This window comes from Nocardiopsis sp. NPDC006139 (assembly GCF_040614155.1).
GTDB classification, from domain to species: Bacteria; Actinomycetota; Actinomycetes; order Streptosporangiales; family Streptosporangiaceae; genus Nocardiopsis; species Nocardiopsis changdeensis.
In genome coordinates this window covers 16,926-35,397 of sequence record NZ_JBEXTT010000021.1, presented here as the reverse complement: position 1 = coordinate 35,397, position 18,472 = coordinate 16,926, and the positions used below count along the sequence as shown (strand labels likewise).

The 18,472-nt window shown below is 73.5% G+C and carries 12 protein-coding genes; 2 read left to right on the top strand and 10 right to left on the bottom strand.

The genetic code is table 11. The features are described 5' to 3' along the window. Nucleotides 1-41: 41 nt before the first annotated feature. From atzF to ABZ249_RS24470, 3 genes are all read right to left on the bottom strand, one after another. Complete coding sequence (atzF, locus tag ABZ249_RS24480) at nt 42-1,739, bottom strand: allophanate hydrolase (RefSeq protein WP_355267094.1); 1,698 nt, start codon at nt 1,737-1,739, stop codon at nt 42-44. Then, nucleotides 1,739-5,344: an urea carboxylase gene (gene uca / locus ABZ249_RS24475; protein ID WP_355267091.1), complete on the bottom strand. Its 3,606-nt coding sequence runs from the start codon at nt 5,342-5,344 to the stop codon at nt 1,739-1,741. Before uca ends, atzF begins: the two co-directional genes overlap by 1 nt. Before the next feature lie 70 nt (nt 5,345-5,414). Continuing rightward, a complete protein-coding gene (locus ABZ249_RS24470) occupies nt 5,415-6,140 on the bottom strand; it encodes a GntR family transcriptional regulator (protein ID WP_355267088.1) in 726 nt (241 codons plus the stop codon). Nucleotides 6,141-6,322: 182 nt separating this feature from the next. Here ABZ249_RS24470 and ABZ249_RS24465 point away from each other — a divergent pair, with 182 nt between their 5' ends. After that, nucleotides 6,323-7,267: a TAXI family TRAP transporter solute-binding subunit gene (locus ABZ249_RS24465; protein WP_355267085.1), complete on the top strand. Its 945-nt coding sequence runs from the start codon at nt 6,323-6,325 to the stop codon at nt 7,265-7,267. 83 nt (nt 7,268-7,350) lie between these two features. Here ABZ249_RS24465 and ABZ249_RS24460 read toward each other — a convergent pair whose 3' ends face one another. From ABZ249_RS24460 to ABZ249_RS24450, 3 genes are all read right to left on the bottom strand, one after another. Continuing rightward, complete coding sequence (locus ABZ249_RS24460; RefSeq protein WP_220563754.1) at nt 7,351-8,766, bottom strand: HAMP domain-containing sensor histidine kinase; 1,416 nt, start codon at nt 8,764-8,766, stop codon at nt 7,351-7,353. Between the two features lies 1 nt (nt 8,767). Further along, complete coding sequence (locus ABZ249_RS24455) at nt 8,768-9,445, bottom strand: response regulator transcription factor (protein WP_355267082.1); 678 nt, start codon at nt 9,443-9,445, stop codon at nt 8,768-8,770. Nucleotides 9,446-9,539: 94 nt separating this feature from the next. Then, nucleotides 9,540-9,845, bottom strand: coding sequence for a CU044_2847 family protein (locus ABZ249_RS24450; RefSeq protein ID WP_355267079.1), 306 nt, complete (start codon nt 9,843-9,845; stop codon nt 9,540-9,542). A 111-nt stretch (nt 9,846-9,956) separates the two neighbouring features. Between ABZ249_RS24450 and ABZ249_RS24445 the strand changes: the two genes are divergently transcribed. Continuing rightward, nucleotides 9,957-10,292 carry a DUF397 domain-containing protein gene (locus ABZ249_RS24445; RefSeq protein WP_355267076.1) on the top strand — a complete coding sequence of 112 codons (336 nt, stop codon included), beginning with the start codon at nt 9,957-9,959 and terminating at the stop codon, nt 10,290-10,292. A gap of 44 nt (nt 10,293-10,336) precedes the next feature. Here ABZ249_RS24445 and fxsT read toward each other — a convergent pair whose 3' ends face one another. The 4 genes from fxsT to ABZ249_RS24425 form a co-directional block, all read right to left on the bottom strand. After that, nucleotides 10,337-14,767: an FxSxx-COOH system tetratricopeptide repeat protein gene (gene fxsT / locus ABZ249_RS24440; RefSeq protein ID WP_355267073.1), complete on the bottom strand. Its 4,431-nt coding sequence runs from the start codon at nt 14,765-14,767 to the stop codon at nt 10,337-10,339. Between the two features lie 77 nt (nt 14,768-14,844). Continuing rightward, nucleotides 14,845-15,969: an AAA family ATPase gene (locus tag ABZ249_RS24435; protein WP_355267070.1), complete on the bottom strand. Its 1,125-nt coding sequence runs from the start codon at nt 15,967-15,969 to the stop codon at nt 14,845-14,847. Beyond that, a complete protein-coding gene (locus ABZ249_RS24430) occupies nt 15,966-17,483 on the bottom strand; it encodes a hypothetical protein (protein WP_355267067.1) in 1,518 nt (505 codons plus the stop codon). The genes ABZ249_RS24435 and ABZ249_RS24430 overlap by 4 nt, the downstream gene beginning before the upstream one ends. Further along, nucleotides 17,480-18,415, bottom strand: a complete 936-nt coding sequence (locus ABZ249_RS24425) for a trypsin-like peptidase domain-containing protein (protein WP_355267064.1) — start codon at nt 18,413-18,415, stop codon at nt 17,480-17,482. Before ABZ249_RS24425 ends, ABZ249_RS24430 begins: the two co-directional genes overlap by 4 nt. Between the last annotated feature and the right edge of the window lie 57 nt (nt 18,416-18,472).

Genomic DNA, 18,472 nt, shown 5'->3' with positions numbered 1-18,472 from the left:
CTGGCCCGGCCCGCGGGGGCCGCGTGCGGCGCCGCCCCGCCTCAGTCCCGGGACGCCTCCAGGTAGGCGCGCCAGCCGCCGTACCCGCTGATGTCCCGCGCCCCCTCGGCCGCGACCGCCTCGCAGCCGAACCCCACCACCGAGCGCCCGTCGGCGAGGGTGACCGCGCCCAGGGCCATCGGCGCGGGCAGCGCCGCCAGGAAGGCCCCCAGCTCCGCCGGGGACAGCTTCCACACCTCGCAGGCCACCGCGGTCCCGCCGGAGGCGACCCGTTGCAGCCCCGGCTTGGGCGGGGCCGTGGGCAGGGCGACCATCCGGTACTCCGGCACGGTCGCGGTGGCCTCCACGAACCGGGCGCCCGCCCCGGTGAGCTGGTGGTGCAGCGGCTGTCCGCGCAGGTGGGCGCCGAACACCGCCAGTTCCACGCCCGCGCCCGGGTGCAGCTCCCCCGGGTCCTGCCCGGTGAGCGCTCCGGCCAGGTCCAGGGCCACCTGGTCCTCGAACGCCCGGGCGATGAGGCTCACGCCGAACGGGCGGCCCTCCGCCTCCCCGGCCGGGACCGCGACCGCCGCCAGGTCCAGCAGGTTGACGAAGTTGGTGTAGGTGCCCAGCCGGGAGTTCACCCCCACCGGGTCCGCGGCCACCTCCGCCAGGGTGGGGTGCCCGACCGTGGTCGGCAGCAGCAGGGCGTCGAACCCGTCGAGGATCCCCGCCGCCGTCGCCCGGTAGGCGGCCAGGCGCTGCTGGTCCGCGGCCAGCCGGTGCGCGGGGAGGTCCTCCGCGGCCAGGATGATGCCCGCCACGGTGGGGTCGGCCCCCTCCGGGTGCGCCTTGAGGAAGTCCCCGACGGCCGCGTACCGCTCGGCGACCAGCGCGCCGTCGTAGAGCAGCCGGGCCGCCTCCAGCAGCGGGGCGACGTCCACCTCGGCGACCTCCGCGCCGGTCTTCTCCAGCACGGCCGCGGCCGCCGCGAAGGCCGCCCGCTCCGCCTCCGGCAGCGGTTCCAGGCCCTCCGGGGACGGCACCGCCACCCGGCCCGCCCCGCGCGGGGCCAGGCGCACGTCGGCGGGCACCGGCCGGGAGTAGGGGTCGTCCTCCGCCGGGGACGACATCACCGCCACCGCCGCCCGGGCGGTGCCCAGGTCGCGGGCGAACACGGTGACGCAGTCGTAGGGCCGGGCCGCCGGGACCACCCCCGAGGCCGGGACCAGGCCCAGGGTGGGCTTGATCCCGACGATGCCGTTGAGGGCGGCGGGCACCCGCCCCGAGCCGGCGGTGTCCGTGCCCAGGGCGAGGTCCGCGATCCCCAGGGCGACCGCCACCGCCGAACCCGAGCTGGAGCCGCCCGAGATCCGCTCCGGGTCGGCGGCCCCGCGCACCGCGCCGTAGGGGCTGCGGGTGCCCACCAGGCCGGTGGCGAACTGGTCGAGGTTGGTCTTGCCCAGGACCAGGGCCCCGGCCCCGGCCAGCCTCCGCACCGCGGGCGCGCTCTCCTCCGGTGTGTACGCGAACCCCGGGTGGGCCGCCGTGGTGGGCAGCCCGGCCGCGTCGATGTTGTCCTTGACCGCCAGCAGCAGCCCGGCCAGGGGGAGGTCCTCCCCCGCCGCCAGCCGCTCCTCCAGGAGCGCGGCGTCGGCCAGCACCTCGGGTTCGGGGCGCAGGGAGATCCAGACCTCGGGGCGGTCGGCCTCGGCGATCCGCCGGTAGGCGGCGCGGACGCGGTCGGTGGGTCGGTGCATCAGGCGGTCTCTCCTTGCGTGATGACGGCCAGGGCGCTCCCCGGGTCGAGGTGCTGGCCCGGGGTGACGAGGATGTCGGAGATCGTTCCCGCTCTGGGCGCGCGCACCACGACCTCCAGCTTCATCGCCTCCAGGCGGACGACCGGCTGGCCCTCCTCGACGGTGTCGCCCGGACGGACGTCCACCTTCCACACGGAGGCGGCCAGCGGCGCCTCCACCACGGCGGCGCCCGGCGGCGTCTCCAGCGCCAGGGGGGCGACCGGCTCGGGTTCGGGGCGGTCGTCGAACTCCCCGGCCGCCTCCCAGGCCAGGCGCTCGGCCTCGAACGCGGCGGCCTGGCGGGCCCGGAAGGCGGCGATGGAGCCGGCGTTGTCGGCCAGGAAGCGCTCGTGGTCGGCGAGGACGAACTCCCCGTCCTCGATCTCGAGCCCGCGGCTCCCGGCGAGCAGGTCGGCCCGCAGGTCCAGCAGCTCCTCGTGGCCGACCGGGTACCACCGGATCCGGTCGAAGAACCGCAGCAGCCAGGGCACGCCCGGCTCGAACGGCCCGTACTGGCCCAGCCCCGACCAGATGGGGACGGTGCGGCCGATCAGCTGGTAGCCGCCGGGGCTCTCCATGCCGTACACGCACAGGTAGGCGCCGCCGATGCCGACCCCGGCCTCGGGGGTCCAGGTGCGGGCCGGGTTGTACTTGGTGGTGACCAGCCGGTGGCGGGGGTCCAGCGGGGTGGCCGCGGGCGCGCCCAGGTAGACGTCGCCCAGGCCGAGCACCAGGTAGGAGGCGTCGAAGACGATGTCGCGCACCCGGTCGACCGAGTCCAGGCCGTTGATGCGGCGGATGAACTCGATGTTGTCGGGGTTCCAGGGGGCGTCGTCGCGCACGGCGGTGCCGTAGCGGGCGATGGCCTCGTGGATGGACGGGTCGTCGAAGGACAGCGGCAGGTTCAGGGTGCGGCTGGGCACCCTCAGGTCGGCGGCGGACGGCAGGTCCCGCTCGACCTCCCGCAGCAGGCCCAGCAGGGTGCGCAGCGGCAGGCGCTCGGGGTCGGTGTGCAGGTGCAGGGAGCGTACGCCCGGGGTGATGTCGACGATGCCGTCGGTCCCCGCCTCCTCCAGGGCGGTCATCAGGGCGTGGACGCGCATGCGCAGCCCCAGGTCGAGGACCATCGGCCCGTACTCGACGAGGATGTTGTCGTGTCCGCCGCGCCGGTAGACGACCTCCGGGGAGTCCGCCCCGGCGGGGATGCGGCCCAGGACGCCGTCGTCGCCGTCGCCTCCGCCCCCGCGCAGCAGCGGCGCCGCGGCGGGCTCGGTGTGCAGGCGCTCGGCGGCGGCCTCGGTGACCGGGTGGAACCGGACGGTGTCGCCGGGGCGGAGCTGGCCGACCTTCCACCGGGAGCCGGAGACCACGGTGACCGGGCAGACGAACCCGCCCAGGCTGGGGCCGTCCGGTCCGAGCAGCACCGGGGTGTCGCCGGACAGGTTGACGGCGCCGACGGAGTAGGCGGTGTCGTGCACGTTGGAGGGGTGCAGGCCCGCCTCGCCGCCGTCCAGCCGGGCCCAGCCCTGTTTGGGGCCGGACAGGCGCACGCCGTTGCGCGCCGACTGGGGGTGGACCCGCCAGGCGGTGGCGTAGAACGCGTCCATGCCCTCCCGGGTGAGGAACTCGGGGGCGGCGTGCGGCCCCTCGGACACCTCGATGTCCCAGTGCGCCCCGCCCTCGGTGGGGACGGGCGGGACGGGCCGCTCCGCCGCGGGGACGGGGGCGGGCTCCGGGGCTCCCTCCGCGACCGGTGCGGGACGCAGCACGTCGCCCGGCAGGAGCGCGCGGCCGCTGTGGCCGCCGTAGCCGCCGGTCGTGAACGTGGAGGCGCTGCCCAGGTACTCGGGCACGTCCAGGCCGCCGCGCACCAGCACGTAGGTGCGCATGCCCGGGCCGCGGGCGGGGCCGATGTCGAGCAGGCCGCCCGCCGGGACCTCCACCGGCTCCCACTGGGCGGCCGGGACCCCGTCCACGGTGACCTCGGCGGGTGCGCCCGTGACGCAGACGGTGGCGGCGTGCGAGAACCGCAGGGCCGGGCCCTCGATGGTGCACTCCAGGCCGGGCGCGCCCTCGGGGTTGCCCAGGGCGCGGTTGCCCAGCCGCAGGGCGAGGTCGTCCATGGCGCCCGACGGGGGGACGCCCACCTGCCAGTAGCCGGTGCGGCCGGGGAAGTCCTGGACGGTGGTGAGGGTCCCGGCGCGCTCCACCTCGATCCGCGGCTCGGGGTCGCCCACCCCCGCGCAGGTCGCGGTGGTGTGGCCGACCGCGCGCACGTCCGGGTGGGCGGCCAGGGCGCGCAGCAGTCCCAGGTTGGTCTGGACCCCGTCCACTCGGGTGTCCGCCAGAGCGGCGGCCAGCCGGTCCCAGGCCTGCCGCCGGTCACCGCCGCGCACGATGACCTTGGCCAGCAGCGGGTCGTAGTCGCCGGTCACCCGGCGCCCGGTGGCGGCCCAGCCGTCCACGCGGACGCCCTCGGGGAACTCCACCCGCGTGAGCAGGCCCGGGCTGGGACGGAAGTCGTGGGCGGGGTCCTCCGCGTACACGCGCGCCTCGACGGCGTGCCCGGTGCGGGCCGGGCCCTCGTCGGGGACTCCGGCCAGCACGTCCTCGCCGCGGGCCTGGCGCAGCATCCACGCCACCAGGTCGGTGCCGGTGATCTCCTCGGTGATCGGGTGCTCCACCTGGAGCCGGGTGTTGACCTCCAGGAAGGACGCCTCGCCGCGGTCGACGTCGTAGACGAACTCCACGGTCCCGGCGCTGCGGTAGGACACCCCCGCGCACAGCTCGCGGGCGGTGCGGTGCAGCTCGTCGCGGACGCGGTCGGTCAGGCCGGGGGCGGGCGCCTCCTCCACGACCTTCTGGTTGCGGCGCTGGAGGGTGCAGTCGCGGTCCCCCAGGGTGACCACGCGGCCGTGCCCGTCTCCGAACACCTGGACCTCGATGTGCCGGGCCCGGGAGACGAACCGCTCCAGGAACACCCCGCCCCCGCCGAAGTGGGTGCGGGCCGTCCGCTCCACCTGCTCGAAGGCGGCGCGCAGCCCGGCCTCGTCGTAGCACGGCCGCAGGCCGATGCCGCCGCCCCCGGAGGTGGCCTTGAGGATGACCGGGTAGCCGATCCGTTCGGCGGCGGCCACCGCGGCGTCGGCGTCGGGCAGGGTGTCGCTGCCCGCGACCATGGGCAGTCCGGCCGCGGCGGCGGCCTTGCGGGCGGTGTGCTTGTCGCCGAACCGCTCCAGGTGGTCCGGGGACGGGCCGACGAAGACCAGGCCCGCCTCCTCCACCGCGCGGGCGAAGGCGGCGTTCTCGGACAGGAACCCGTAGCCGGGGTGGATCGCCCCGGCCCCGGTGTCGGCGGCCGCCCTCAGGACGCGTTCGGCGTCGAGGTAGCTCTGGGAGGCCGGGGCGGGCCCCAGCCGGACCGCCTCGTCGGCCAGCCGGGTGTGCGCGGCGCCGGCGTCGGCGTCGGAGTACACGGCGACGGTGCGCAGCCCCAGGGCACGGGCGGATCGGATGATGCGGCAGGCGATCTCGCCGCGGTTGGCGACGAGCACGGAATCGAACACGCTGGCTCTCCTTGGTCCGGGTTCGGTGGGCCGGTCGGCGGCGCCGGGCGGGCGCCCTGTACGGGCGGGGTCAGAACGCGCCGGAGTGCAGGGCCATCTGCGTGAGGGCGCGCCGGGCGCGCTCCAGGACGACCTCCATGGAGCCCCCCACGTGCTCGTGGAGGGCGCGGTAGGCGGCGTCCGGTTCGCCGTCGAGGAGGTGGCCGACGATGGCGAGGTGCTCGGTGATGGTGGAGGCGATCCGGTCCTCGGTGAGGAAGTCGTACATGCGCACCCGCCGGATGCGCCGGTTGACCGAGACCAGGGAGTCGGTGAGGGCCCGGTTGCCGCAGGCCCGGGAGAGGTCGGTGTGGAAGTCCTCGTCCAGCAGCACGAAGGAGGCGTCCGGGGCGGGCGGGTCGGCCCCGATGGCCTCCCAGCGTTCGCGCTGGGCGCGGAGGATCGCGGGGTCGTGCCGCAGGGCGGGGTCCTCGATGGCGCGGGCGATGCCGCGCAGTTCGAGGGTGACCCGCAGCTCGTAGAGGTCGCGCAGTTCGGCGAGGTCGGGGACGGTGATGTGGAAGCCGTTCTCACGCCGCTCGACCAGGCCGTCGGAGTACAGCCGGGCCAGGGCCTCGCGGACCGGCGTGCGCGACACCCCGAAGCGCTCGGCCAGGCGCACCTCGCCCAGCCGGGTGTGCGGGGCGATGCGGCCGCTGAGGACCTCTTCCCGCAGCAGGGCGTAGACCCGGTCCCGGCGGGAGCCGGCCGGGTCGGCGGCGGGCCCGGCCGGGCGTGTATACAGCGGTGTGTCCATGGCCCCAGACGCTAGGAACGGCGTGTTTCGGCGGTCCTGTCCGTCGGTGAAGCCTGTGTTTCCCGGTGCCCGGCCGTGTTTCGCCGTGTTTCGGCGCCCGCCGGAGCGGACCGGGAGCGGCCCCGCCCCTGGAGCCCGGGCCGCCGGGGCGGGTCCCGTGCCGCGCCGCCTACCCTGCTGTCATGGGACCGGATCGCAGGAGTGTGCTGCTGGGGGTGCTCGGCGCGGCCGCGGGCGCCGTGCTCGCCGGGTGCGCGCGCGAGTCCGGTGTGCGCGTGCCCGAACTCGTCATCGCCACCGGCCCGCCCGGCGCCGTGTTCCGGGAGATCGGCGCCGAGATCGCCGTCCTGATGCGGGAGCGGCTGCCCGGCACCGAGGTGGTCACGGTGGACACCAACGCCTCGCACGACAACCTGTACCTGCTGGAGGACGGCAACGCGCACCTGGGGCTGTCGAGCCTGGACTCCACGCTCGACCACGAGTCGGAGATCTCCGAGGGCGGGAGGCTCAGCGCGGTCGGCCGCCTCTACGACAGCTTCGTCCACCTGGTGGTGCCCGAGGAGTCGGCGATCCGCGGCCTGGACGACCTGGCGGGGCTGCGGGTGTCGGTGGGCTCCAAGGACTCCGGCACGGAGTTCACCGCCCAGCGGATCCTGCGCGAGACCGGGCTGTCCGCCGAGACCGTGCTGATGGACCAGGCCGCCTCCGCCGAGGCCCTGGCCTCCGGGGGGATCGACGCCATGTTCTCCCTGACCGGGCTGCCCACCCCCGCCATCGCCGGCCTGGCCCGGGAGCGGGACGTCCGCTTCATCGATCTGAGCGGCACGGCGGGGGTCATGGCCGACGCCTACCCCGAGTCGTACTTCCAGGCGACCATCCCCGCGACCACCTACCACGGGGTGCCCGCCTGCCCCACGATGTCCACGCCCAACCTGCTGCTGTGCCGCTCCGACCTGCCGGACGACCTGGTGTTCGAGGTGACCGACACCGTGTACCGGGGAGCGGCCCGGCTGGCCGCCCAGCGGCCCGAGGCCGCCCAGATCAACGTGCGCACCGGCATCTCCACGGGCCTGGTCCCGCTGCACCCCGGCGCCGAGCGGTGGTACCGGGAGAACAAGCCCTCCTGAGCCGCCTCCTCCGGGCCTCCGGAAACCCGCCGGACGCCTCGCGAACCCTCCGGCGGCACCGGAGGGCGTTCGGAGGGCGGGTCCTAGTCGGCGTCCCGGCGGTCGGGGGCGGGGTCGGCCGCGGGGAGCTCCAGGGTGACCCCGAAACCGCGCCGGCCGGTGCCGGGCAGCCCCGTGCCCAGGACCAGCCGCCCGCCCGCCTCCCCCATCAGGTCGGCGACGATGGCCAGGCCGAGCCCGGTGCCCTCGGTGTTCTGGTGGCGCGGGGAGCGCCAGAACCGGTCCAGGGCCAGGGCGTACTCCGCCTCCGGCAGCCCCTCCCCGTCGTCGAGGACCCGCAGGCGCACCGGGTCGCCCGGGTCGGCCCGCACCACCACCCGGGTACCGCCCGACAGCCTCAGGGCGTTGCTGACCAGCTCGTCCAGGATGCTGCCCAGCCCGCCCGCCGGGGCCAGCACCCACAGGCCCGCCGGGACGTCCGTCTCGACGGCGATCCCCCGGCCCTCCCCCAGCGCCCGCCACCGCTCCTCGCGGCTGCGCAGCACCTCGGCGGCCTCCACCGGCTCCGTGCCGGTGAGGCTCTCCAGCCGGGTGGCGGCCAGCAGCGAGTTCAGCATCCGGTGCATCACCGTGGTCTCGTCGATCGCCACCGCGTGCGCCTCCCGCGCCTCCTCCGACTCCAGGTACGGCGCGAGGTTCTCCACCGCCAGCCGCAGGCTCGCCAACGGGTTGCGCAGCTGGTGCGAGGCCTCCGAGACGAACGCGCGCTGGCGGTCCAGCGCCCGGCTCACCACACCCACCATCGTGTTGAAGGAGTCGGTGAGCCTGCGCAGCTCCGGCGGCCCGCCCGCGGCGTCCACGTGCACCTCCAGGTCGCCGGAGGAGACCGCGGTGGTGGCCGCGTCGAGCCGGTTGATGGGCCGCAGCACCCACCGGGACAGCGGCACCACCGCCGACACCAGCAGGGTCAGCGGCAGCACGCTGAACAGCGCGAGCAGCGCCCACGAACCGAGGATCTCCGCCCCCAGCCGGTCGGTGGGCGACACGACCACGACCGCGCCCGCCACCTCGCTGTCGCGGCCGATCGGCTCGGCCACCACCAGCGGCTCCCCGCTCCACGGCCAGACCGTGGCCGGCGGCGCGGGCCGCTCCCCCGCCATCGCCGCGGTGACGATGGGCCGGGCCTGCGCGGCGTCCAGCAGCTCGCGCATCCGGGCGCGGTCGCCCGACCCGGTGACCACCGCCCCGTCGGGGGCGACCACGACGGCGGGGATCCCGTACAGCTCCTCGTAGCGCTCCATCTCCCGGGCCAGCGGGTCCACCCGCCCGGTGTCGAGCGCGGTGCGGGCCAGCGCGGTGAACCTCCCGGCGTCGCCGAGCCGGTCCACGTACATCTCCTGGGTGAGCTGCCCCGCCACGACCGTGCCCAACGGGACGAGGACCGCGGCGACCAGCACGAACGCGGTCGGCACCAGGATGAGGAGCAGGCGCCGCAGCACGTCAGGCCTCGTCGAGCAGGTAGCCGACCCCGCGGACGGTGCGTATCCGCACCGCGTGGCCCACCTTGGCGCGCAACGAGGCGATGTGGGTGTCGAGGGTGCGCGAGGACGTCTCCCAGGCGGTGCCCCACACCTGGTCGAGGATCTGGTCGCGGGCCACCACCGAGGGCGACCGGGAGGCCAGCAGCAGGAGCAGGTCGAACTCCTTGCGGGCGAGCCGCACCGGTTCGCCGCCGACGGCGGCCGTGCGCGAGGCGGCGTCCAGGGTGAGGGCCCCGACGGTGACCGGCGGCTCCTCGGGCTCCACCTCGGAACGGGCGCTGCGGGTGCGCCGGAGCACCGCGTCGATGCGGGCCAGCAGCTCGGCCACCCCGAAGGGCTTGACGACGTAGTCGTCGGCCCCGGCCCGCAGCCCGCGCACCCGGTCGCGTTCCTCGGCCCGGGCCGTGACGGCGATGATCGCCGTCTGCGGACGCTCGCGCAGCCGCCGCAGCAGGTCGATCCCGTCGGCGTCGGGCAGCCCCAGGTCGAGCAGGACCACGTCGGCGGGCGGCGCCGCCAGCGCCCGCTCCGCGGTGGCGACCCGCTGGACCTCGAAGGAGGCCGACCGCAGTGCCGTCACCAGCCCGCGGGCGACCCGGTCGTCGTCCTCCACCACGAGAATGCGCATGTCCAGCATGTTAAGCAGCGGCCGGAGCGGCCGCGCCGCGGTGACGGCGGCGCGGCGGCAGCGGGAGGCGGCGCGGCGGTAGCGCTCTCGCCCCGCAGCGGGGTCAGTCCGGCACGGGACCGGTGGATTTCGGCTTCCACTCCATTTCCACCTGGAGATTTCCCTCCACCGAGGTCTTGGCGATCACGGCCCCGGCCTGGGCGTTGAGTTTGACGCCGAAGCTCACCTTGATCGTTTCCGGGTTCAGGGTTTCACCCAGTTCTCGAAGGGCGACCTCAACGGCTTTCCGCACCGATCCGAGCTTGGCGGAGAAATCGTCGGCGGCGTCTTCGATGATGTCGCTCGATCCCACCTGCGAACTGGCGTCACCATCATCGACTTCCACCACCACGGAGTCGGTTTCGTCCACCTGAAACCGTACGAGCCTGGCCATATAGATCCTTTCGTCCAAATTCCGCAACGGACTACATGATCACTACCCCAGCGGGCATGTACAGGGCTGACCCGAAAGCATCACAATATGGGCATACCGCACGCGGGCCACGCCGTCAGGGCCGCGAGGAGAACAGGAGCGACCTCTGATGAGATCGGGAAGAAAGTGGGCGATGATGCCCGGTGTGAAGCAGGTGAAAAGCTCTCTGCGAGGCGATCGGTGAAGGGTCTGGCACGGAACCCCGGCGCATGGGTGAAGTCCTCGCACTCGGAGGGTGGCAACAGCAATTGCGTCGAAGTCAGGTTCGCGCCGGGTCACCCTGTCCAGGTACGGGATTCCCAGCACCCTGAGAGTACGCGGGTCTCCCTCCCCCTGGAGGCATGGCCGCCGCTGGTCGTTGCAGCGCGAACGGAAACCCCCTGACCTTCCGGTGGCCTCCTGCTCGGGGAGGCCACCGGAAGCACGCCTCACAGCATGTTGATGAAGATGTCGGAGTCACCGCGGACGAGGTTGCCGATGCTCAGGGTCGCCGGGTGGTCCGGCCCCATGACCTCCCGGTAGGCCTGCTCCACCTCGTCGATCTCCGTACGGTCGGCGCCCCGACCGGCCTGCCGCCCCACCACCAGGTTGCGCCAGGCCAGGATGCTCAGCGGGTGCCGCTCACCCAGCACCTCCCGGCACGCGCTCAGGGTCTCCTCATCGCTCGCCAGCGCACCCTCGACATCTCCGGCCCGGAACCGGTCGTTGGCCAGGTTGATGGCACAGGACAGGGTGGTGGGGTGATGTACGCCGAGCTTGTCGCGGAACAGCAGCATCGACCGCTCGTCCAGCTCACGCGCCTCCACCAGGCGGTCCAGGCGGCGCAGGATGATGGCCCGGTTCACGTCGGCGGAGGCCACGTTGGTGTGCTCGGCGCCCAGGAGCTTGGCGTACCGCTCCCCCGCGCTCTCCGCCAGTTCCAGAGCCTCGGTGTAGCGTTCCGTCGAGTACAGGGACAGCGAGTGCACCAGCGCGGCGCTCAGGGTGTTGTTGTTCTCCTCGCCCAGCTGCGATCGGCAGAGCCGTAGCACCTGCTCGGAGATCTCGGCGGCCTCCTTGAGCCGCCCGACGCGCCGGACCATCACGGCCAGGGTCGCCCGCAGCGACAAAACCGCCTTGTGCCGTTCCCCCAACAGGACGGCGGACCGTTCGACCAGGTGCTGCTGGACCTCCCTGGCTTTGCGGTACTCACCTGTCTCCATGAGCACACCGGCATAGCCGTCGATGCTGGCTCGGGTCATCCCGTGCTCTGCGCCGAGCACCTGCTCCTTACGGGCCCAGACATCGGCGTACAGCTCCAGGGAGTCGGCGAGCCGACCGACCAGCTGAAGGTCGAAGGCCTGGAAGTGCGCCGCGTTCAGCGTGTCCGGATCGTCGTCCCCGAACAGCCGGATCCGCCGTTCCCAGCTCTCCTTGGTAAGCGCCAGGGACTGGCGGAAGTCGCCGGAGATACGGAGGTTACGGATGTGGTCGGCCTCGATCACCATGTACTCGGGGGACTCCTCCCCGAGCACCGACCCGATGCGCCGCATGGTGTCCGCGCACATGTCGCCGGCCCGGCCGAGATCTCCCTTGCCGCGCAGGGACCGGGCGATGTAGATCTCGATCCGCAGTGTGTCCCGGGCGTCCGGCCCCAGCCGCTCGGTCCACTCCGCGTGTGCCGTCTCCCCCCACCGCAGCGCCTCGTCGTACTCACCGCGCCGCTCGAAGTGGTCGGCCAGGCGCACGACCAGGTCGCGCACCCAGGCGTCCTCGCAGTCCCAGGCCCTCGAAGCCCAGGCGTGCGAGGCCAGGAAGGCGTACTGCCGCGCACTCTCCGGGGAGTCGCTGCGCGGGTCGTTGCCGGCGAGCAGCTGGTGCGCGCAGTGGCGCATCTTCTCCTGCTCCTCGGGCGACATGGTCGCCCGTACCGCGCCCTGCACCAACCGGTGCAGGGAGATCGTGTCCTGCTGGTAGTCGATCTGGGCCAGGCTGTACCGGCCGATGTCGCGGATCGCGATGCCGAGCTGCGCCGGGTCGCCCAGGGCCCGGAGCAGCTCCGGGGGCGCGTCGATGCTGCGCCCGAACTTGAACAGGTCCCGCGGGACGGGGACGGTGTCCAGGAAGGAGCAGAGCTGGAGCAGCTGGCCCGCGGCCCTGTTGCCGCGCATCAGCCGGTCCAGGGAGACGTTCCACGCGGCCGCCACCGGGATCGGGTAGTCCGGGTCGACGGGTTCGAGGAGCCGGAGCATGTCCTGCTTCTTCTCGGCCAGCCGGTCCAGGTACTCGTGGATGTCCATCCGGACCTCGTTGAGCCAGACCGCGGCCTGGTTCAACGCCAACGGGAGGTCTCCGAGCTCCTCCGCCAGCCGCTCCGCGTCGGTGTCGGTCAGCTCCCGCGGTCCGCGCCGCTTGAGCAGTTGCACGCTCTCGTCCCGGCTGAACACCGTCACCGGCAGGAAGCCCTCCGCGGCCCCCCGCGACCAGCTCTGGTTCCTGGACGTGATGATCACGTGCCCACTCCCGGCCACCGGGAGGTACTCGTTGAGAGATTCACGGGTCTCCGCGTTGTCGAACACCAAAAGCCAGCGCCTGAACGGCTGGCCCTGGCGCAGCGCCTCCAGCACTCCGCGGACCACGTGGCCGGTCGCGGCCCCCTCGTACCCCAGCCCCAGCTGTTCGGCCAGTTCGGAAAAGGTCTGGCGGATCTGGTTGTCGTGCGACGACGGGATCCAGCAGATCAGATCGTATTCGCCAGCATAGCGATGCAGGTACTCCTTGGCGAGTTCCGTTTTCCCGACACCCGACATTCCATTGAGCGCCGTGATGGCCTGCTGACTGTTGCTGAGGATTTTATCCCGAAGAATTCCTATAAGCCCGGTACGCCCCACGAACATCGGGTTGCGATGCGGCACCCGGACCCACGCCGCGCTTTCGGGGCGCCCCTGGCCCATCACCGACCTGAGGCCCCCGGCCTGCTGGTTCTCAGTTCTCTGATCGAACCGGGTCATCAATCCATCCTCAAGGGTCTCCGGCCGCCTCCGGTCGGGGGGCCGATGCTCAACGGCGCCGCCACCGGAAGGAGCGGCGCCGACAAAGAATTCTTCACCAACATTCCCACGAGCGGATCCGGGATTCCCCGCGCGAGGACCGCTCCCGCGGTAGAAATCCACTAATTCCGGGAATCGGACAGTGAAGAGGGCGGAGGTCAGGGCGGGTTCCACCTGACCCCACCACAGATCCGAGTCGCGACCGCGCTCCGGCCGGCGGCCCCGCCCCCGCAGGGCCCTGTCGAGGGTCGCGAAGAGCGGGTCCTCCGCCTTGAGTTCCCGGGCCGCCATCAGTACGAGGGAACGGATCTTGGAGACCCGCCCGAGAGCCAGCAGCTCCTGGCGGACCCCCTCACGGAAGTCCCACGCGGGCCGTTTCCCCCCGTGCTCCGGTCCGGGGGGCCCGGATGGTCCCTGCCCGCTCCGGAACGCCCGCACCAGCCCGCCGAAGAAGATCTCCGCCAGCTCCGCACGCCCCGGACCGCCCAGGACCCGCCGGGCCACCCGGTCCACGACCCGGGGGTGCGCCGGTACGGCGGCCAACGCGACCGCCAGTCGGAGCGTGGTGTCCGATGCCTCCTGGGCGAACTGCTTCACCATCCCCGCGGCGTCCCGCGGCCGGACGCGGTCGGGAGCCGCCGGCGGGCGGGACGGCAGGACGGCCGGGTCGACGGGCAGGACCGGAACGGCCAGGCGTCCCGCACCGCGTCCCATCACGAACATCGCCCAGTCGTGGACGGCCTCGGCATGCAGCGACAGCACGGGGATCACCGATCCCAGGTCGCGGTCGTCCGTCGCGAGTTCGGGGGCGTCGGGGGCCGCGAAGGCGCGCGGGCCACGGCCGTCCGCGGTCGGCCCGGCGGTCAGGATCGCGGGGACGGTACGGGTCCCCGTGCGGTGCCACTGGTGGGGGTGCAGCATGTGGACGATGGCGAGTCGTGTCGGGGCCACGGTCTCGGCCAGCCAGGAGCGCAGGGCGCCGCCGTGCCAGCGGGCCCCGATACCGTCCGTGACGACCAGGCCGATATGCGTCTCCTCCCGGCGGCGGAGCGGACCGGCGGGCGCCCCCGTGGGATCGCGGAGCACGGGAGGGGAGGCGTCCGTGCCGCCGGAGTCGAAGTAGTAGTCGCGCACCTCGCGGAACGCCCCGCTGGCGCGCAGCACGGAGAGCAGGGAGGCCGCCACGTCCTGGTGCAGGGACATCGAGGCGCCGGCGTCGATGGCGACCGTGGCCACGGTCGTACGCGCGGCGGGCGGGTGGAGCACGGGCGGAACAGCAGGTACGCGGCCGCCCCGGGAGGCCAGCACGGCCCGCGCGTAGCGCCGTGCGGTCTCCTCCATGTCCATTTCGAGGCCCGGTCCGCACCGCCGGGTGCGGTGGAAGGGCCGCAGCGCGGTGGTCAGGGCCTGGCTCGCGAGAAAGGCGGAGGCGGGCAGGGACGTCTCGCCCGCGGGGAAGACCCCCACCGGCTCGGGGTCGGGGTCACCGAAGCCGTCGGGGGCCGCCTCGACCGTGACGGGGGAGGCCCCGGGGGACGGGTTCCGCGGTGCGGGCTCCTCCTCCGGTCCGTCCGGCGGCCGTGTGTCCTCGTCCCGGGGGCCGGAGCCGGAAGTCCTCGGCGCGGGCCCCGGATCCGACCCACGTTCGGGGTCCGCCGGTCGGGGATCGCCGTCGTCCACCCGCTCACGCGGTGGTGGATCGGCGTCCTGTTTGGCCTCGGCCGCGTCGGTGCCGGTGCCGTCCTCGGGCTCCTGTGGGCCCGTGCCGTGCCCGGCCCGGGCCCACAGGGCCGCGAGGTAGAGGGCGTCGGCCAGCTCGACGCCGGTCAATCCGTACGTCCGCACACCGGCGGCCGGCTCCGCGGAGGTTCCCTTGTCCGAAGCCGCACCATCGGGGGGCGGCCCGCTCATCCCGGGGATTCCGTGAGCCGGTGCCAGAGGATGTCGGTCAGGTGTCGCAGCTGGTCCGGTTCCAGGGACTCGCTGCCGGGGGCCGCCGTGGAGACCAGGCGGATGGCGTTGAGGAGCTGGTCGATCGCCAGGCCTCCGTCGGCGCCGCGGCGGGTGAACTCGTCGACGAGCTGGGTGACGACATGCGGGGGGCCGCCGTGGAAGCGGAAGTGGTGGGCCACCATCCTCATGAGCCGTTCCTGCGAGGGCAGCCCGATCCGCAGGGGGATGGTCCTGCGCAGGAAGGCGGGGGACAGCTCCTTCTCCGAGTTGCAGGTGATCACCACGACGGGGAAGGCCGAGCACAGCACCCGCCCCCGGACGACGGGAGCCCGTGCGCCGGGGTCGTCGGTGCCGACGGGGACGGCCTCCCCGGCCATGACCTCGGACAGGCGCTCCAGCTCGGGCACGGTGTAGCCACCGGTCTCGAACAGGTTGAGCAGGTCTCCGGACAGGTCGAAGTCACCCAGGTCGAAGTCGTCGATCAGCAGGACGCGGGGGCGCCGGTAGGGGAGGAAGGCGGTGCCCAGGGGGCCGAGCCTGAGGTAGCGGCCGATCCGGCGGGCGCTGTCCCGCAGGATCTCCTCCTCGGTGGCCTGGTGCCCCGTTCCCCCTCGGGCGCTGTTCTCCAGGTTGAGGTCGTGGATCTGGCTGATCGGGTCGTAGCTGTACAGCCCCGAGCGCACGGTGCTGGCACTGTTGATGTTCCAGGCCAGAACCCGTCCCAGCCCGAGTTCCCGGGCGATCTGGTAGGCCAGGGTGGTCTTGCCGACGCCCGGCGGTCCGGAGACGAGGAGGGGCCGGCGCAGCAGCAGTGCGGCGTTGACCTTGTCGAGGAGGTCCTCCCGCTCCGGGTCGGCACCGGCCCCCCACTCCGGGGCCGTGGGCACCGCGCCCAGGACGCGGTCCCCCTCGTCCCCCTCCGGGGGGTCGGGGAGCGGCGGTCCGCCACCGTACTCGCGCCAGGGAGGGGGGTCGGGGAAGCGGGCCTCGGGGTCCGGGAGACCGGTCCCGTGGAAGATCCACCAGCCCGGCGGGGGCTCCCGGACCTGCGCGCCTTCGTGCGGTCCGAGTGTGTTCATGATGCGATGCCACCGCTCTCATCGGGGCGCCAGGGGGAATCGGGGAAGAGCGGGATGAACGGTTCCAGGGGGTGGGGGAGGTCGTCGTGGTAGACGAGGCCGACGTTGTAGCAGTCGGGGATCGGCTTCTCCCCCGGCTCGGGAGGGCGTCCGCGCCGTTGCCGGTGCAGGCGGTGCGGCAGGGCGCCGATCACGTCGAGCGTCACCGTCGTTCCCTCTCCCCTCACGAGCACGCTGCGGAAATCGCCGACGTCCCGGTCCCCTCTCCGCCACGCGATGACGGGCACACCGGAAAGGACCGCACTGGACATGGTACGAAACCACCTCTCCCGTTCATAGTGTCCCGCTGAAAAGAACACGTGATCGTCGCCGGACAGGTACTCAGGAACATTTACCCCGTGGGGAAGATGGTCACTCTCCACGTCGAAAATCAATGATGCTCCTGTTCTGAGAAGTTCATGCCACTTCCTTCTCGCTTGAACCCTTGCGGATAAATAATCCTCACTGTCCCCGGCACAGAACTCCTCCACCCGGTAGACGACCTCGGCCCTCGCCCCCAACCGCACCGGTTCGCCCCCCGGCTCGACCCGGGACTCCCACTGCGGGGCGTCCAGCTCCGCGAGCATGCGCAACGGAACGACCAGTTCGATCCGGACCCGGTCGTGGTTCCCGCGTTCCGAGCGGTTGTCGAGGTGGACGAACAGTCCGTGCACCACGGCGCCGAACTCCTCGGCCCCGACCGGACGCGGATGGATGTGGCGCGGGCCGATCTCGGGTTCGGCGTCCACGCTGCGGCTGAGCACCGCCCACCACTCCAGCCGGTACCGGCCTCCGCGGTCGTGTGCGATCCGGACCAGCAACCGGGCGGGAACGGGCCCCGTGGTGCGGACCCTCACCGCGTCGGCGGCGAAGCCCTCCTCCGGTTCGGGGGACGCCAGCCCGCACAGGGCCAGCCAGCGCCGCAGCAGCTCAACGGCCCTCTCCCCGAGGTCGCCCGCGCCCTTCTCCACGAATTCCGCCAGCGGGATCCGGCCGCCCCGGACCGGGAGGTCCGACAGGTCCAGGAACAGCTCCCACAGGTCGACCACCGGAACCGGCGACCCGGTTCCCGTGGCGCCGCCGTACCCCCAGGGCCGCTCGACCGGGTGCTCGCCTGTCAGCGCCTCCCTCAGCCGGTCCACCAGGAGGGCCGCCTCCTCCTCGCGCGTCCGGTCGGCCATGGTCAGCAGGAACTCCCCCTCCTCCGCCCGGATCAGCGGCTCGACACGGGCACGCGCCCGGGTCCAGGAGCGTCCGTAGCCTTCCAGGAACCCGAGCGCCCGGAACAGATGGGCGACCCTCTTCTCCCGCAGGGCCGCCGCGGCCAGGCGGCTCGCGGCGATGCGCGCGTCCCCGGTGAGGTCCTCGAAACACCATTCGTCGATGTAGTAGCGCAGGACGTCCCGCTTGGCCGGATCCGTGACCACCGACAGGCCGATCAGCACTTCGGCCAGGAGGGGAACGGAACCTCTCATGCCCGGCCCAGGAGCGGCGCCGCCGCGGACCACACCTCGCGCATCCCCGCGCTCCCCTGTTCCCGGGCCTCCAGATCCCCCAGCACGTCCTCCAGGACCCCGTACTCCCGGTGGGCCGCCTCGACCACCCGGTGCGAGAAGGAGAAGGCGTCCTGGTCCAGGCGCACCCAGGAGCGCAGGCGCTCGTCGAGCCCCAGGGCGAAGGAGGCCCGGCTGTCCGGCAGGAGGACCGTGTGCAGTCGGGACACCTTCAGGGCGAGCCCGCGCAGCAGCCGGCGTTCGTCCCTCGCGTCGAGCGGCACGGCGGGCGGGGCCGCCCCGGGCTCCGGATCCCAGATGCGCGGGATCACGTCGAGGGGGATCATCCAGCCGACCCGTCCTTCCGCCGCCTGCTCGGTGACCACCCCGAGCAGGGTGTCCTCCTCCTCATCTCGGACACCGCTGCCGCTGTACCCCCGCACGACACCCAGTGCCGCACCCGTGTCCACATCGAGTTGCGCGAACTCGGCGTACCTCCCGCCGGAGCCGCGCAGGACACCGTGCAGCCACCGGCCGGCGTCCGAGGCGGGCCCTCCCACGATCCGGATCCGCCGCCCCGGCCGCCAGGGGGCTCCACGGGGTGCGGGTTCCGCTGGAGCACGCGCGTCCAGTACCAGGACCGCGATGTCCCACGGGCTGGCATCACCGGACCACCAGCCGCCGTCGACCACGGTGGCCGTGGAGTGCCAGGCCGGATCGGCCCGGGGCGCGTCCAGTGTCACCCGGCTCCCCGGTCCGGCCGGCCCCGGTGCCACAGCGTTGCGCACGACGTGGGCGCAGGTGAGCACGTGGCGGGGCGAGACGAGGCAGGCGGCCCCCTGGGGAACGGTTCCGTTCGCCTTCTCCGCGAGAATGCGGAACTGCCAGTCGGGGGTGGGGGGCGTGGTCGTCACTGCGCTCCGTTCGGCCGGGGGTCGCGAAAAGCGAAAGGACGCGTCGTCAGGGCATCC